The organism is Catelliglobosispora koreensis DSM 44566 (assembly GCF_000379685.1).
GTDB lineage: Bacteria > Actinomycetota > Actinomycetes > Mycobacteriales > Micromonosporaceae > Catelliglobosispora > Catelliglobosispora koreensis.
Window position 1 is genome coordinate 102,104 of sequence record NZ_KB903257.1, and the last position, 15,779, is coordinate 117,882.

Here is a 15,779-nt window from a genome sequence, read left to right on the forward strand (position 1 = left end):
CCGTCAAGGGCTAGGGAAGTTTTCCAGAGTCAATGGCATCGAGCACCCGGGCCGCGCCACCATAAGCCGCCGCACCGAGATCCAGGTTGGACGCGACGATCCGGGTGCCGCCGGCGTCGGGGGCGATGGACCGTTCGCGCAGTTCAGCGACTGCTTCGGGCACCAGCCAAGGGGACAGGCGCACGAAGTATCCACCTAGGACAACCACGTCTGGGTTGATGAGGTTGGCGACGGTGGATATGCCATGGCCGAGATGACGGCCGGTTTCAGCGAGGGTCTTGAGGACCTTGGCATCTCCGGCCTTGGCGCGGCGCACGACTTCGTCGACGTCGAGTTCGACTTCGGCGGCCTGTGGTGCTGGCGTCGCCAGCGCCCGGGACACCACAGAACTGATGCCGGCCAGGGCTTCCAGGCAACCATGGCGTCCGCAGCCGCATTTCGGCCCGGCCGGATCGACTTGCAGATGACCGAATTCCCCGGCGTATCCGCGCTGTCCGCGCAGGAGACGGCCATCGCTGATGATGCCCGCGCCAATGCCGACTTCGCCGGTGAGGTAGATGAGGTTGGCGGTCTCGGCGTAACCGCCGTAGCGCTGCTCCGCGAGCACCGCGAGGTTGGCGTCGTTTTCGACATCGACCGGATAGGACGGATCGCCGAGCGCTTTGCGGATGGCCGAACGCAGGTCGGCGTCTTGCCAGCCGAGGTTGGGAGCCAGGCGCACGACCCCCTCGCCATCAACAAGTCCCGGCACGCCAATGGTGAGCCCGAGGGTATGCCGTCCGTCTTTGCTCACTTTGGAGACGGCCCGTTTGACGAGGGCGCTGATCGACGCGGCCGCCTGTCCCGGATGCGATGACGTGCCGGAAAAGGCCCGCCGCCACGACAGCAGCCGCTCGCCGGTCAGGTCGATCGCGACAACCGTCATGTAGTCGGCATTGACCTCTAGGCCAATCGCGGCATATGCCGAGCCGTCAAGCACGAGCATCGTGGCCGGGCGGCCGACGCGGGCTTCGGTCATGCCGATCTCGCGCACGAGCCGGCGGTCGATGAGGTCGGCCACGAGACTGGACACAGTGGACTTGTTGAGCCCGGTCGTGCTCGCGATGTCGGCCCGGGAACACGGCGCGTGCATGCGCATATAGCGCAAGACGACGGCGAGATTCGTCGCCCGGACGTCGGCGAAGTCGGCCGGCTGCGGACCGGTTTGATTGGTGATCACCGCGGGCTCCACCTCACGCGCATCTGTCCTCCTGCCACATCATGTCATGTCTGTCCAGAAGCGACGCCTTGTGGTGTGGGCTGGCGTCAGCTAATTTGTTTCTCCGGAAGACCAACTAATTCTAACAGCCAACCCCTCGACAAATGAAGGGAGTATGCCGTGGACCGTCGACAGCTACTCTCGCTCGCGGGTCTCGGTGCGCTGTCTGTCGCTGGGGGCGGTCTCGTCGCAGGCTGCACCAGCACTCCGGCCGCCGGGCCCGGCACCACGAGCACCTCTGACCTAAGCAAGATCCTGCCCAGCTACGTCCCGAACACCGCGGTCAAGCCCGATATCGCCGGTGTCATCGGCGCCAACGGGGCGGTGTCTGACCCCGTCTTCCTGTCTTATCCGGGCAGCCCGGTAAAGACCGTGTCCGGCGTCCCGGGTAAAGGGGGCTCCTACACCACGATGACCCCCTTGTGGGGCGCCATCCCGCCCTCGAGCGGCAACGCCTATTACGAGGCCGTCAACAAGGAACTTGGTGCCACGCTTAAGCTTCAGCCCGCTGACGGCAACAACTACGGCACGGCGCTTCCGCCAATCTTCGCGGCTGACAAGCTTCCAGACTGGATCATGATTCCGGGCTGGAACACCACCAATCTCAACTTCGGCCAGGCGGTCAGTAAGTTCACTGACCTGACGCCCTATCTCGCGGGCGACAAGATCAAGGCCTACCCGAACCTCGCCAACATTCCCGGCGGCGCATGGCAAGCCGGCGTCTGGAACGGCAAGCTTTACGGTCTTCCCGCCTATCCCGGTGGCGCTGGCATCCCGGGCACGTACTACTTCCGCCGCGACATGTTCGACAAGCTGAACATCAACCCCGACAACATCAAGAGCCCAAACGACCTTGACGCGCTTGGGAAGGAACTGACCAGCTCCAGCGCTGGGCAGTGGGCGTTTGACAGCATGTGGGACTACCTGTTCCAGGTCTTCAAGTTCCCCATGAAGTGGGGGCTCGACGCTGGCGGCAAAATCGTGCATAAGTACGAGACCGAAGCGATCGTCGAAGCGCTTAACTGGCACGCGAAACTGGTCGCTAAGGGATACATGCACCCTGACGCGATCGCTGGGCAAAGCCAGAACGCCAAGCAGCGTTTCTGGAGCGGCAAGGTGCTCATTTGCGGCGACGGCCCGGGCGCGTGGAACGGCGACGACGCCAAGTCAGGCACGGCGGCCAACCCGGCCTACCGTCGTCAGGCGTTCAAGCTGCTGTCTGCTAGTGGCACGCCCACGGTTGAGCTGAACCCAGGGGCCGGCATGTTCGGCTACCTGAACGGCAAACTCAAAGAAGACCAGGTCAAAGAGTGCCTGTCGATCGCCAATTACCTTGCCGCGCCTTATGGTTCGGCCGAGTGGCTCACCGTCAACTTCGGCACCGCCGGTGTCACCTACAACATGGAAAACGGCAACCCGGTGCTGACGGAACGCGGCGGTAAGGAAGTCGCCACCACATTCCAGTTCCTCGTTACGGCGCCTACCCCAACCACTGTCGGCAGCGGATTCACCCAGGTCGCTAAGGACTTTGGAGCGTGGCAGGCAGACATGGTGAAGTACGCGGTCAAGCCGCTGTTCTTCGCCATGAACATCACTGAGCCGTCGCAGTACTCGTCAATCGGCCAAGCCGTTGAGGACACCATCACTGATGTGCGGTTTGGCCGAAAGCCGGTGTCAGCGTTCACCGACGCGGTCAAGACGTGGCGCAGCCAGGGCGGCGACGCGCTGCGCACCTTCTATGACGACATCCGCAGCAAGTACGGCACAGGTCAGTGATTAACGCTCCCGGATCCGCTCAACCCGGCCGGTGAAGCGGATCCGGGAGCGTCCACAGAAGAGGGAGAAAGACGGTGCAAGGAAAGCTCAGCTGGCGGGCAAAGCTGCGGCGGGACCGGTCGCTGCTGCTGATGACCTTGCCTGCGCTGGCGCTGCTCATCGTGTTCAGCTATGTGCCGATGTTTGGCATCGTGACGGCGTTTCAGAGTTACGACATCTACTCGGGCTTTTCTGCTAGCCCGTTCGTTGGGCTGGCTCAGTTTGAGAGGCTGATGACTGATCCGGTCTTCTGGCATGCCCTCGAGAACACGCTTGTGCTCAGCGCCGTGCAACTGGCGCTCTACTTCCCGGTGCCTATCGCGCTCGCCTTGCTCCTCAACTCGATTCTCAGCAGCAAGATCCGGTCTTTCGTACAGGCCGTGGTTTACTTGCCGCACTTCTTCTCCTGGGTTCTGGTCATCACGATCTTCCAGCAGATGCTCGGCGGTGCCGGTCCGCTCAACACGGCGTTGCGCGAACATGGCTGGGCGACGTGGGACATCATGACCAACCCGGAAACATTCAAGTATCTGGTGACGGGTCAGGCGGTGTGGAAGGAAGCCGGCTGGGGAATCATCGTCTTCCTCGCCGCCTTGGCCGCCATTGACCAGAACCTTTACGAAGCCGCGGCCGCTGACGGGGCGGGAAAGTGGCGGCGCCTGTGGCACATCACCTTGCCCGGCATGCGTGGTGTCATCGTGCTGCTTTTGGTGCTGCGGCTCGGAAACTCGCTGACCGTCGGCTTCGAGCAGATGCTGATTCAAAGACAGGCGGTGGGGCGCGACGCCTCAGAAGTCCTTGATACGTTCACGTACTTCTATGGCGTTGTCAACAACAACTTCAGTTATGGTGCGGCGGCCGGGCTATTCAAGGGTGTGCTTTCGCTCATCCTCATCTTGATAGCCAATAAGGTCGCGCACCTGTTCGGCGAAGACGGGCTGTACCGCAAATGACAACGAGACCTATCTGGGAAGAAAAGCCAACCATCGCGGGGCAGACGAGCAAAACGGCCGTCATTACCGTCGTACTGGCGATCATCATCGTGCCGATATATTCCGTTGTCCTGACGAGCTTTTCGACGCAAACTTCCGTCAACATCGCTGGCGGGCTGGTGCTGGTGCCACACGGGCTGACCACGGCCGCCTACGAGCAGATCTTCAGCAATCAGCTCGTCATGCACTCGCTGCTCGTCAGCTTCGGCATCACCATCATCGGCACGGCCATCTCGATGGTGGTCAGTGTGCTGTGCGCCTATGGACTGTCGCGTTCACGTTCGTTTGGCCACCGCTTCATCCTCATGCTGCTCATCGTGACGATGTTCTTCAGCGGCGGGCTCATTCCCAGTTTCCTGGTCGTGGCGGCGCTGGGTGGTTACGGCTCCTACTGGTCGCTCATCCTGCCCAGCGCGGTGTCGGTATTCAACATTCTCGTGCTGCGGGCGTTCTTTTCTAGTACCGCACAAGAATTGATCGATGCGTCCAAAATAGATGGCGCGGGAGACTGGCGGACCTTGTGGGCCATCGTGCTGCCTACTTCGCGGCCGGTGCTCGCGGTTATCGCGCTGTTCTACGCCGTTGGCTACTGGAACACCTTCTTCAATGCCCTGCTTTACCTGCCTGACAACGAAATGTGGCCGCTGCAGATGGTCATCTACACCTACACCCTGCAGGGCAACGCGATGCCGGGCACCGGCGTCACCCAGACTGGCCAGTATTTCGGGCATCAGGCGGTCGCCCCGCTATCGATACAGATGGCCGTGGTGACCCTGACGCTCATTCCCATCCTCCTCGTGTATCCGTTCGTGCAGCGCCACTTCACCAAGGGCATCCTGCTCGGCGCCATCAAAGGTTAGGAACTCGCTCATGCCGTTTCGCCCGCCCCTGGTCGCTCACGAATACTTCAGCGCTGATCCGCCAGAGCTGCCCCGCCGCGCTCGCGGTGAGGCTGGCCCGCAGGCGATCACGCACGCCACGCTGACCGCGCTGGAGGCCAATGGGGTGACCTTCAAAGCGCACACCGGCACCGGCGAAGTGCTGACCGCGCAGGTGATTGCGGCAGCGGAGGGGATCATCAGGGTCCGCCTCAGTGCCGACCCCGCGGCGAGCTCTCGCAGCGCCCAGGCCCTGCCTTTAACTTCTTCGCGGGGGTACTCAGCGGAGCTTGCCCAAGACGGAAACGTTGTCCGCGTCGGGGCGGGCAGCCTCACCGCTGAGATCACACTCGAACCCTGGAGCATCCGGTTCACCGAAACCGCGACCGGAAAGCTGCTTGTGCGCACGGCTGCGGGCGTGGTCGACATTTCCGGCCGGATGCGGACCGCTCCGTTCGGGGTGTCGGTAGTGGACGGTCAGATCGTCGCCTATCACGAAACGTTTTCCCTGCCGCCCGGCGAAGTGCTGGTCGGAACCGGCGAACGGTTCACCGCCCTGAACCAGCGCGGCCAGCGGCCCGTGATGTGGAACTTCGACGCGTTCGGCAGCGAAGGCGACCGGGCCTATAAGAACGTGCCGTTCTATCAGTCCAGCCGTGGCTACGGCGTGGTCGTGGACTCGGGCATGCCGATCGAGTTCGACTTTGGGGCCAGCACACAGAGCGTCACCCAGATCATGGTTCCCGACGATCTGCTGGACTACTACGTGCTGGCCGGGCCGACGCCGTCAGACGTGTTGCGCCGCTACAACGTCTTGACGTGCGCACCGGTTTCGCCGCCGAAGTGGGCGTTCGGTTCCTGGATTTCGTCAGGGTTCTTCGTGGACACGCAGGAAGCCGTGCTGGAGCGGGCGAAAACGATTCGCTCGCGGGGGATCCCTTGTGACGTCATGCATCTGGACACCTATTGGCAGCCCGACGGCAAGTGGTCAGAGCTGCGCTGGAATCCGGTCACGTTCCCCGATCCGACGTCGATGCTGGAGGAACTGTCCGCTCAGGGTTTCAAGGTATGCCTGTGGATGAACTCTTACCTGAGCGTCAACTCCGACCGCTTCACCGAAGCTGCTTCGCTCGGTTATCTCCTCAAGCGCGCCGATGGATCGGTTTATGTGGCTGACTCGTGGCACGGGTCGTATCCCGAGGGAGGCATCGTCGACTTCACGAACCCTGACGCCACCGCCTGGTTCCAGGACCTGTTGCGGCCCTTGGCCCGTCAAGGCGTGCAGGTGTTCAAGACGGACTTCGCCGAGGGAGTGCCCGCTGACGCGGTGGCATTCAACGGCATGTCCGGCACGGAGCTGCACAACGTCTACTCGCTGTTGTTCAATGACGCGGTGAGTGCCGTGACGCGGGAAGTGCACGGGCACTCGATGGTGTGGGGACGCTCGTCTTACCTTGGCGGGCAACGGCATGCGGCCCAGTGGGGCGGCGACACCATGTGCACGTATGAGGCGATGGCTAGCTCGATGAACGGCGGCTTGGCGCACGGCTTGTCCGGCGTGCCGTTCTGGTCGCACGACACGGGTGGCTTCGCGGGCCGCCCCTCCGATGAGCTGTTCTTGCGGTGGGCGCAATTCGGTGCCCTGTCACCGCTGCTGCGCTTCCATGGGACGACAAGCCGTGAGCCGTGGAAATTCCCGGCGGTCGAGCAGCACGTGATCGAGGCGCTGCGGTTGCGTTACGAACTGTTGCCCTACCTGTATTCGGCCGCGCTGCGGTCAGCGGAGACGGGGGAGCCGGTGATGCGTGCCATGATGGTCGACTCACCAGACGATCCGCTGGCGTGGCGCGCCGAGCATCAGTACCGCCTCGGCCGCGATCTGCTTGTCGCGCCGATGGTGCACGAGGAACAGGAACGTGAGGTCTACTTCCCCGAAGGCGAGTGGATGGACTGGTGGACGGGGGAAGTCGTGACCGGGCCTTGTTCGGTTCAGGTCCGCCCACCGCTGGAGCAGGCATCGCTTTTTGCCCGGGTTGGTGCGCTCATTGCGACCGTGCCGCCGGCGGAGTCCATTCCCGACGGACCGTGGGGCTCCCTCACCCTCATCAGTGTGGGCGGCGGCGAAGGCACTACTGAGATCCGTGACGACGATGGCATCACGACGGTGTCGGTTTCCGCTGACGGTGAAGTAACCGTGAACGGCCCGGCCCGCGTCGACCGTGTCGTCCCGCTGCGGGCGGCCTGACGTTGCTGTATTTCGGCGGGGACTACAACCCGGAACAGTGGCCGCGAGAGATGTGGGCCGAGGACCTGGAGTTAATGCGCCAGGCCCGGGTCAACCTCGTGACCGTGGGCGTGTTCTCCTGGTCGCGGTTGGAGCCGCGGCCAGGGGAGTTCGACTTCGGCTGGCTCGACGAGGTGCTGGACGGATTGCACCGCAACGGTATCGGCGTGTGCCTGGCCACCCCGACCGCGTCACCGCCGCCGTGGTTTACCCGCTCGCATCCCGATGCCATGCCGGTGACCCGCGAGGGGATCCGGCTCGGACACGGCTCCCGTGACACGTACTGCGTCAACGCGCCTGCCTATCGCTGCGCTAGCGTGCGCATCGCCGCCGCGCTCGGCGCCCGCTATGGCACGCACCCGGCGCTGAAACTGTGGCACGTGCACAACGAATACGGCACGTGGTGTTTTTGCGACCACTGCGCCGTGGCGTTCCGCTCTTGGCTGCGTGCCCGGCACGGTTCGCTTGAGGTGCTAAACGCTTGCTGGAGCACGGATTTCTGGTCGCAGCGTTACGGCGACTGGGAGGAGATCCTGCCGCCGCGCGCGACCCAGTATCTGCGCAACCCGGCTCAGGAGCTGGACTACCGCCGGTTCCTGTCGGCCTCTTTCACAGAACACTATGCAGCCCAACGGGAACAGCTTCGCGGCAATGTTGCGGTGACGACCAACTTCGTTCTAGGCCAGTGGGTACCAGTCGACCACGCCCGCTTCGCCACCGAGGTAGACCTCGTCGCGATCGACCACTATCCCCATAGCGTGGAAACCTCCCTGGGCGAACGCGCTTTCGTGGCAGACCTGGCCCGCGGCTGGGCTCGCGCGGCCGGGCACCCGGACGGCCGCTGGCTGCTCATGGAACACGCCCCGGGCGCGGTGCACGACGGTGTGCTCCGCTCGCTGGAACCGGGCGGCATCAGTGCTGCCGCACGCTCCTATGTGGACCGGGGTTCCGTTGGCGTCATGTACTTCCAGTGGCGTGCCTCACGCGGCGGTGCCGAACAGTGGCACCCGGCGATGGTCCCGCACGAGGGCCCGTCATCATCTGTGTTCACTGAACTGTGCTCGCTCGGGGCAGCCCTAGCCGACCAGGCGCCAGTGGCGGTCATCGCCGACGTGGCTGTCATGTACGACGAAGAGTCCATGTGGGCGTGGCGAAGCGAGCACCTGCCCACGCGTCACGTTGACTACGAAACCGTTGTCCGCCAATGGCATATCCACCTGGCCAGCGAGCATGCAAACGTTGACGTGATCCCGCCGTGGGCGCCTTTGGACAGTTACCGTCTCGTGGTCGTCCCGGCTCTGTATCTCATGTCGGCGGCGACTCATGCCGCGCTTCGCTCTTACACCGGCAAGCTGGTCATCACTTGCGGCAGCGGGGTAGCCGACGAGCACGCCCGGATCACGCCGGGTTCGCTGGACGACCTCATCGGCGCTCGCATCACGGGGCGCACCTTCGACGTTCCGCCCGGCGAGCTGTGGGTCGACCACGTGGAGCCGGTAAGTGCGACAGCCGTGGGTCCAGCCGTCTACCAAAACGGCAACGTCACCTTTGTCGCCAGGCTGGCGCCGTGCCACTGGGAAGAGCGAGACTTGAATAACGATGCTGAGCGACGAGGAACAGCGGCGGCTTGAGGCCATCGAGCGGGAACTCGAGACCGCGGACCCGAAATTGGCGAAGCGGCTGGCCCGGCCCTATCAGCGCGCCATGGCGTGGGTGCTGCTCGCGCTGATCGCTTGTGCGGCCGTGCTCACCGCCGTCGTCGTCAAAGGCTGGTGGGCACTGGCCATCCTCGCCATCTTCCCCGCATTGATGTTCGCCGCTGGGACCCTTGCCCGGTACCGGGCGACGGCGAAGGACCTTGACAAGCCAAGCTAAGGCCATTAGCTTAATGGCTATGAACGTTAGCCAAGAGAGCTGTCATGCCTAGAGCGGGCCTTTCGGCCAGTGCCGTGGTTGACACGGCACTGGCCTACATAGACGAGAACGGGCTGGAGTCGCTCACGCTCGCCGCTGTCGCGGCACGGGCGGGTGTGGCTACCCCGTCGCTCTACAAACACGTCGCCAGCCTGGCTGAGCTGCGCAGCCTGCTGGGAGTGCGCGTGCTCGATGACGTCACGGCTCAGTTCACGGCAGACGTGATGGGGCGGTCCAAAGACGACGCCGTGCGGGCACTCATGCTGTCCTACCGGGGCTACGTGCGCCAGCATCCGGCCCGTTACGCCGCAATGCCTATCGACGCGCTGCACGATCCAGCGGCGGCTGCCGCCGGGAAACGGCTGCTTGAGGTGTTCCTAGCGGTGCTGCGCGGCTATGGTCTGCAAGGCTCCGTGGCCATTCACGCGGTGCGCTGCCTGCGTGCCATCGCGCACGGGTTCACCGACATCGAAGCCAGAGGTGGCTTTGGTCTGCCCGAAGGCCTCGACGAAACCTACGAAAACCTGATCCAGATGTACCTCACCACCCTTCACAAGGAGATCTGACATGTCCCGCGTTCGTTTTGGTGCCCTGGCAACAGCTCTGGCCGGTGTGATGTTCATTCTTTACCCCGCCGTGCGGCCCTGGCACGACGAGACCACATTGGACGGTGCTATCGCGTCACTGTCATCGTCATCGTGGGTCTACTCCCACTTTTTCGCCATGATCGGCTTCATCCTCGTACCAGCTGGAATGTTGGCTTTGCGGAAAACCTTGCGTGAGACGAAGGCTGAGCGAACAGCGTTCCTGGCGCTGGTGTTTTCCTGGCTTGGTGCTGGTCTAGTGCTGCCGTATTACGGTGCGGAGGACTTCGGCCTGCACACCATCGCCAAGCAGACCGCGAGTGGCCAGCCGATCGATGTCGTCGCCGCGTCGGAGGCGTTCCGTTACCAGCCGCTCGCGATGTCAATGTTCGCTGGCGGACTGCTTCTGCTAGCCGTCGCCGGAGTCCTTGCCGCTGTGGCCGTTTGGCGCTCAGGTGTGCTGCCGCGCTATAGCGGGCTGCTGTTCGGCATCGGCTACGCCCTGTTCCTGCCGCAGTTCTTCACCCCGTCCGCCGCGCGCATCGCCCACGGGATCATCCTCGGGGCAGGCCTGTTCTGGCTGGCCGCGACACTGTGGCGGGCCAACCGGATTGAACCGGCTGCGTGATGGGTACGCCACCGGCATGGCGAGACCGATATGGCGTGGAGTGATTAGCTTCGGCCTGGTGTCCGTGCCGGTGGCGATGTATTCGGCCACACAGGAACATGAGGTGCGATTTCACCAGTTCGAAAAGGGCACGGGAGACCGGATCCGGTATCAGCGGGTGAACGAGCAGACCGGCAAGGAAGTCGAGTTTGCCGACATCGTCAAAGGCGCGGAAGTCGGCAAGGGCGATTATGTGATGGTGGAGCCGGATGAACTCGACGAGATCGCCCCTGGCCGCTCACGCAGCCTGGAGATACACCGGTTCGTGGAGCTGAGCGAGATCGATCCGATCTACTTCCAGAAGTCCTACTATCTCGGCCCTGGAAGCACTGAAACCGCCAAGACCTACGCGCTGTTGCGTGACGCGATGGCGAAGCAGGACAAGGCCGCGATCGGCACACTTGTCATGCGGGGCAAGGAATATCTCACCGCGATACGTCCCGATGACAATCTGCTCGTGCTCGAGACGATGTTCTTCGCCGATGAGGTACGGGACCCGAAAGAGTTGCTGGATAACGTTCCCGCGCGGGCCAAGGCCAAGCCGCAGGAAGTGAAGATGGCCAGTGAGCTGATCGCCTCGATGGCCGGCAAGTGGGATCCGAAGGACTACCGCGACACCTACACCGACCGGGTCAAGAAGCTCATCAAGCAGAAGCAGAAGGGCGGCGACATCACGGTCGCCGAGGGAGCGCCCGAGCCAACAACGCCAACGGACCTGATGGAAGCGCTGCGCCGCAGCGTCGAAGCAGCCCGCAGCGGACGCTCAGGCACCTCAGCCAAGAAAACCACTGCGGCCCGGAAGCCTTCTCCTGCAAGGTCGTCTCCGGCAAAATCGGCTCCCGCTAAGAAGGCGACGTCCGCGAAGTCGGCTCCCGCGAAGAAGGCTTCGGCGGCGCGGAAGTCGGCTCCGGCGAAGAAAGCCGTTGCCAAGAAGACGACGGCCAGAAAGAGCACAGCCGGGCGCAAGCGCGCGGCCTAGCCGCCGGTATGCTGCCCAGATGTTCCGGGTAGTAGCGGTGGATTTGGACGGAACGCTGCTGCGGTCCGACGCGACAGTTTCGGTGCGCACGGTCGCGGCTTTGCGGATGGTGGCGGATGCCGGCGGCCGCACCGTTATCGTGACCGCGCGCCCGCCCAGGTTCACCCGGATGCTCGCCCAAGAAGCCGGGCTGTCGGGGATTGCCATCTGCTCGAACGGTGCCATCGTCTACGACTTGGACCGTGATGTGTCAACGGTTGCCGGGCCGCTATCGGTGGAAGCGGCCGCTCTCGCGGCTGAAGCGGTCACGCGTGTGCTGCCGGACGCCGCGTTTGCACTGGAGACCGGGGAAGTAGCGATCGTTGGGCCGGGCTGGCTGCACAACGCGTCTCGCGAGGTGTCGCGTCGATCGGTGACGTCGACGCCGGAGTTGTGGACGAGCACCGAGGCGTGCGTGAAGCTGATGTCCTGGATCCCGGGCACGATTACCGACGAGGTGCTGGCATCAGTCGCTTTGGCTTTGCCCGCGAGCACAGAAGTCACGTATTCCGGCGCGAGCGGCATGCTGGAGATTCACGCTGCTGGAGTGTCCAAAGTGGATACGCTGGCCAAGCTGTGCGCACGGTGGGGTGTCGAGGCGGCGGAAGTGATCGCCTTCGGGGACATGCCCAATGATCTGCCCGTGCTGCGCTGGGCCGGACGTGCCATCGCCGTCGCCAACGCACATCCGTCTGTGCTGGCCAGCGCCCATGCCGTGACCGCGAGTAACGATGCCGACGGGGTTGCTGCCGTCTTGGAGGACGTTTTTGTCACCCGTGGGCGGTAGCCTGTGACCGTCCACAGCAGACTGGTTATACGGAGTTGACGATGTTTCGTCAGGGTGACGTGCTAGTGATGCCCATGCCGCGTGAAGAGTTACCTAACGGGCTGGTGCAGGCCCCGCGGGACCGCCGTAACCGCATGGTGCTGGCGCTTGGTGAGGCCACTGGCCACGCCCATGTCGTGACCGGCGAGCGGGTGTCGCTGCTGTGCCCACCTGACGATCCAGAGCGGCTCTACCTGCTGATCGAAGGCTACGGGCGGCTCGGTCACGAAGAGCACGGCCCGATCGCCCTCGGGGCTGGTGCCTACCGTGTGGTGCGGCAGCGCGAATACTTCCCCGGTGCCATTAGGCCGGTCGCTGACTAATGACTGACGACATCTTCCTCGCCGAGCGGGCCGAGGACTGGCTAGACGCTGGCCTTCGCTCGGCCGCTACCGATCGCGCTGCCGCCGAAAAGGGCGTGCAGCTGGCCTATGCAGCCGCTGGTTCGCCGGCCCCGAAACACATCCTCTGGTTTGGATCGCCGTTCGCGGCCGCAGTCGCTGTAGCGATCCTCCGCGAGCCGGCCTCCTTTCTGTTTTCGCCGCTGCCCGGGGCCTACACGGCCGTCGCCCGTTCCTTGACGGCCGAGCTGACACGGCATTCGCTGCCAGGCGGCGATGGCGACCGGGCTGCGGTGTCGGCGGGTTGGGCGTCTCTCGAGTTGGGCCTTTCGGTGCGGCCTAAGGTGCGCACGCGGCCATGGGCTCAGGCGCGGGCCGCGTTGATGGCCGACCTTGGTGCGACCGGCTTCGCGCGGCACTGGCTGGCGACAGCACGCCGTCCGTGGCAGCAGCTTGTTGACCTGATCGCCACGCCGCTGCGCACTCGGCTGGGTGCGCAGTTCGCCGCGGAGGCGGGCGACTTTGCCGGACCGTGCCAGCAAGCATTGTTAGACGTCATCTTCGGTCAGCACGATGCCGCTTGGCTTGGCGCGTTTGAAGATACAAGCACCGACTTGGCTGGCTTGGCACTGGTCGCTCGTAACGCGGGCTGGTGGTGGGCGTTCGAAAACGTTGCTGTGCTTTCGGATCGGCACGTCGAAGTACACCGGGATAATCTCGGGCGGCTCCACAACGGTGACGGGCCTGCACTGTCCTATCCCGACGGTTACGGTCTGCACTCGTGGCGGGGCATGCCGATCCCGGCTGAGGTCGCGGCCGAGTTGCCGCACCTTACGGTGCAGCGGATTCAGGACGAGTCCAACGCCGAGGTGCGCCGGGTCATGCTGGAACACTTCGGGTTTGACCGCTACCTGCGGGAGTCTGGTGCGGCGCGCCAGCACGCGGATGAATACGGCACGTTGTGGCGCGTGGACATTCCTGGTGACGAACCGCTCGTCATGGTTGAGGTCATCAACTCGACCGCCGAGCCTGACGGCTCGTTCCGCACCTACTTCTTGCGTGTGCCGCCTCAAACGCGAACAGCCCGTGGTGGTGTCGCCTGGACGTTTGGGCTGTCCGAACAGGAATACGCTCCAACGCAGCAGACCTAGCCCAGGCGCAGCGACTCAGCGACGCGCTCGGTCAGTTCGTCTTCGCTCATCGTGATGTCGACCTCGATGAGCGGCAGATCGAGCGCGCGCACCTGGGCTGCCAGATGTTCGGTGAACATGCGGTCCCGCTCGAACAGGTTCTGCAGCGCCTTTTCGGGATCACTCGTGCGGCCCGCGATGTTCCACAGCGAACCACGGCTTTCGAACGCGGCGGCCCGAAACCGGTGCGTCGGGATCAGCCACACGGCATGATGCGGTTCGGGCAGCAGCGGCTTCACCAAGTGTGGCAACAGCCGAAAGCCTTCAGCGATAACACGCGGGTGCGGTGGGAATTCTCGCAAGTCGTCAGCGATCAGATCGAACAGCTCACCATGAAACCAGTGAAACGTGTCCAGCATCGTTTGCGGAGAACGGTTCAGCCAGCGCTCATCCATATCCATCGCGATGAACTCTTGCAGCAAGGGAGCCTCGCTTGGATCGCCGCGCCGGGCATGGTCGCTCATCACCTCATCGGTGACATACGGACGCAGGCCGTAACGGGCCGCCAGCTTTCGCGTCATCGTGGACTTGCCACCCCCGGAACCGCCGCCGATCCAGTAAACGTGACTCAGCTTGCCGCCCATGGGAGACAACTCTAGCGACCCCACGGCGTACCCATCCTTGGATAGCATGCCCGGATGCTATGGAACCGTGAGCAAAAGTCCTTGCCAGACCTCATCGACGACGCTGTCGAAGCGCTGAAGCGGGCCGACGAACGGGCCTTTGGCAAAGCGGCACAAGCTGTGTTTAAGCACGCCCCGAAAGCCTCGCCGGAGGAACTGACCGCTGGGCTGGAAACATTGCGGCCGGTCCTGGCCACTGTGCCGTTTGGCATGGGCGTCACCTTGGCTCAGCTCGCCGCGGGATTGGTGGAGCTGGGCGGCGATCCATTGGTCGCCTTCGAAACGTTGGTGTCGCGGGTTTCCGAGGGCCTTGAGCTTGCCTGTGCGTTCCAGGAGACCTGGGACGCTGAAGGACATGGAGAGCTGCCAGACTCTGACGATGGCGGCAAGATCCCGTTCGTCATGCAGCACCTGACCTCTGAAGAGTCACGGCAGCGGGCCGAAGCGTGGTTCACCATCAACGAGTGGATTCCTTCGCTACTGTTGCCGCTACAGCAAAAGGTGGCCCGCAAGGCGGTTCCGCACTGGGAACGGCTGACCGTCGCCGCAGGCACGACCCGCGAAGTGATCGGCAGCAGTCAGTGGCTTTATGGTCTGCTGCAAGTGCTCGACGACGAGAAGTTCGTCGTGCTGCACCGCGAAAGCCGCCGGGGCTATGAGCTGACGATCGGTGGTGTCGGTGACGTGTTCCAGCTGCACACTTTGCTTGCCGCTCACCTGATCGGCGACCCAGCGCAGGGCTGGATCGCTGGCGTTCCGCCGCGCCGCGAGTGGGTGATAGCCGCGACCGACGGTGAAGACCTTCAGCCGGGCGGGATTGAGGGGCGGTTCAACCTTGTCGACGCCTACGGGAGATGGATCTGGAACGAAGACCTGCCCAACGACATTCCGCGATTTGATGGCGTGCGTGTCATCGTGCTCGATCCACCGCCGTATGTGCGCGGCTGGAATTTGGGCCGTGCTTACCCCCTCATGTATCCGGCGGTCACTGTGGACAGACACATGAGTGATCAAGAAGCGGCAGCCTGGTTGACCAAAGTCGCCCCAGCCGCGCGCTGGTGCGCGGCAGGTTCTGTCGCGTAGCCGGATCCACCGTGTGAGCGCAGTGTTGGCGAAGCGGTCGGTGGGGTTTTGTGCGGGTGGCCGGGCTCGGGTGAGGCCCTGCATGAGGAGTGCGCCGTCGTTGGCGCGGACGGCGTATTGCCATTGGCTGTCTTGGTGCGACAGTGTGATTTGGCGGGCGATGCCGGCGGCGACGGGGCCGTAGGTGCCGAGTTTGCCGGGGTTGTTGTCCAGCCTGGCGAGGGTTTCCACGGTGACTTCAAGTTGCATGACTCCGGCTGGTGCGCTGGCATGCTTGCCTTCCAGGAGTTCGAGGAACACGTCGGC

At 63.8% G+C, this 15,779-nt stretch carries 15 protein-coding genes; 13 read left to right on the forward strand and 2 right to left on the reverse strand.

The genetic code is table 11. The features are described from left to right. Positions 1 to 10 precede the first annotated feature (10 nt). Complete coding sequence (locus A3E1_RS0117990) at positions 11 to 1,219, reverse strand: ROK family transcriptional regulator (protein WP_026208550.1); 1,209 nt, start codon at positions 1,217 to 1,219, stop codon at positions 11 to 13. 159 nt (positions 1,220 to 1,378) lie between these two features. Between A3E1_RS0117990 and A3E1_RS0117995 the strand changes: the two genes are divergently transcribed. The 12 genes from A3E1_RS0117995 (at position 1,379) to A3E1_RS0118050 (ending at position 13,728) form a co-directional block, all read left to right on the forward strand. Beyond that, positions 1,379 to 3,034: an extracellular solute-binding protein gene (locus A3E1_RS0117995; RefSeq protein ID WP_020522192.1), complete on the forward strand. Its 1,656-nt coding sequence runs from the start codon at positions 1,379 to 1,381 to the stop codon at positions 3,032 to 3,034. Positions 3,035 to 3,108: 74 nt separating this feature from the next. After that, positions 3,109 to 4,026: an ABC transporter permease gene (locus A3E1_RS0118000; protein ID WP_020522193.1), complete on the forward strand. Its 918-nt coding sequence runs from the start codon at positions 3,109 to 3,111 to the stop codon at positions 4,024 to 4,026. Further along, positions 4,023 to 4,925 carry a carbohydrate ABC transporter permease gene (locus tag A3E1_RS0118005; protein WP_020522194.1) on the forward strand — a complete coding sequence of 301 codons (903 nt, stop codon included), beginning with the start codon at positions 4,023 to 4,025 and terminating at the stop codon, positions 4,923 to 4,925. The genes A3E1_RS0118000 and A3E1_RS0118005 overlap by 4 nt, the downstream gene beginning before the upstream one ends. A gap of 10 nt (positions 4,926 to 4,935) precedes the next feature. Further along, positions 4,936 to 7,188: a TIM-barrel domain-containing protein gene (locus A3E1_RS0118010; protein ID WP_020522195.1), complete on the forward strand. Its 2,253-nt coding sequence runs from the start codon at positions 4,936 to 4,938 to the stop codon at positions 7,186 to 7,188. Between the two features lie 2 nt (positions 7,189 to 7,190). Then, positions 7,191 to 8,858: a beta-galactosidase gene (locus tag A3E1_RS40825; protein WP_157631586.1), complete on the forward strand. Its 1,668-nt coding sequence runs from the start codon at positions 7,191 to 7,193 to the stop codon at positions 8,856 to 8,858. Continuing rightward, complete coding sequence (locus A3E1_RS40830; RefSeq protein ID WP_020522197.1) at positions 8,827 to 9,102, forward strand: DUF3040 domain-containing protein; 276 nt, start codon at positions 8,827 to 8,829, stop codon at positions 9,100 to 9,102. The genes A3E1_RS40825 and A3E1_RS40830 overlap by 32 nt, the downstream gene beginning before the upstream one ends. Before the next feature lie 44 nt (positions 9,103 to 9,146). Further along, the gene (locus tag A3E1_RS0118025) at positions 9,147 to 9,707 is read left to right on the forward strand and encodes a TetR/AcrR family transcriptional regulator (RefSeq protein WP_026208551.1); all 561 of its coding nucleotides are present in this window, start codon (positions 9,147 to 9,149) and stop codon (positions 9,705 to 9,707) included. A gap of 1 nt (position 9,708) precedes the next feature. Beyond that, the gene (locus tag A3E1_RS0118030) at positions 9,709 to 10,353 is read left to right on the forward strand and encodes a hypothetical protein (RefSeq protein ID WP_020522199.1); all 645 of its coding nucleotides are present in this window, start codon (positions 9,709 to 9,711) and stop codon (positions 10,351 to 10,353) included. A gap of 16 nt (positions 10,354 to 10,369) precedes the next feature. After that, positions 10,370 to 11,371, forward strand: a complete 1,002-nt coding sequence (gene ku / locus A3E1_RS0118035) for a non-homologous end joining protein Ku (RefSeq protein ID WP_026208552.1) — start codon at positions 10,370 to 10,372, stop codon at positions 11,369 to 11,371. Between the two features lie 19 nt (positions 11,372 to 11,390). Beyond that, a complete protein-coding gene (locus tag A3E1_RS0118040; RefSeq protein ID WP_026208553.1) occupies positions 11,391 to 12,197 on the forward strand; it encodes an HAD family hydrolase in 807 nt (268 codons plus the stop codon). 41 nt (positions 12,198 to 12,238) lie between these two features. Continuing rightward, complete coding sequence (locus tag A3E1_RS0118045; protein ID WP_020522202.1) at positions 12,239 to 12,559, forward strand: hypothetical protein; 321 nt, start codon at positions 12,239 to 12,241, stop codon at positions 12,557 to 12,559. Then, positions 12,559 to 13,728, forward strand: a complete 1,170-nt coding sequence (locus A3E1_RS0118050; protein ID WP_020522203.1) for a DUF6745 domain-containing protein — start codon at positions 12,559 to 12,561, stop codon at positions 13,726 to 13,728. The genes A3E1_RS0118045 and A3E1_RS0118050 overlap by 1 nt, the downstream gene beginning before the upstream one ends. On the opposite strand, the gene A3E1_RS0118055 is transcribed toward A3E1_RS0118050, so the two are convergent. Beyond that, positions 13,725 to 14,399: a hypothetical protein gene (locus A3E1_RS0118055; protein WP_245571249.1), complete on the reverse strand. Its 675-nt coding sequence runs from the start codon at positions 14,397 to 14,399 to the stop codon at positions 13,725 to 13,727. The genes A3E1_RS0118050 and A3E1_RS0118055 overlap by 4 nt on opposite strands. A 6-nt stretch (positions 14,400 to 14,405) precedes the next feature. On the opposite strand from A3E1_RS0118055, the gene A3E1_RS47195 reads away from it, so the two are divergent. After that, positions 14,406 to 15,473, forward strand: coding sequence for a hypothetical protein (locus tag A3E1_RS47195; RefSeq protein WP_020522205.1), 1,068 nt, complete (start codon positions 14,406 to 14,408; stop codon positions 15,471 to 15,473). The last annotated feature ends 306 nt before the right edge of the window (positions 15,474 to 15,779 follow it).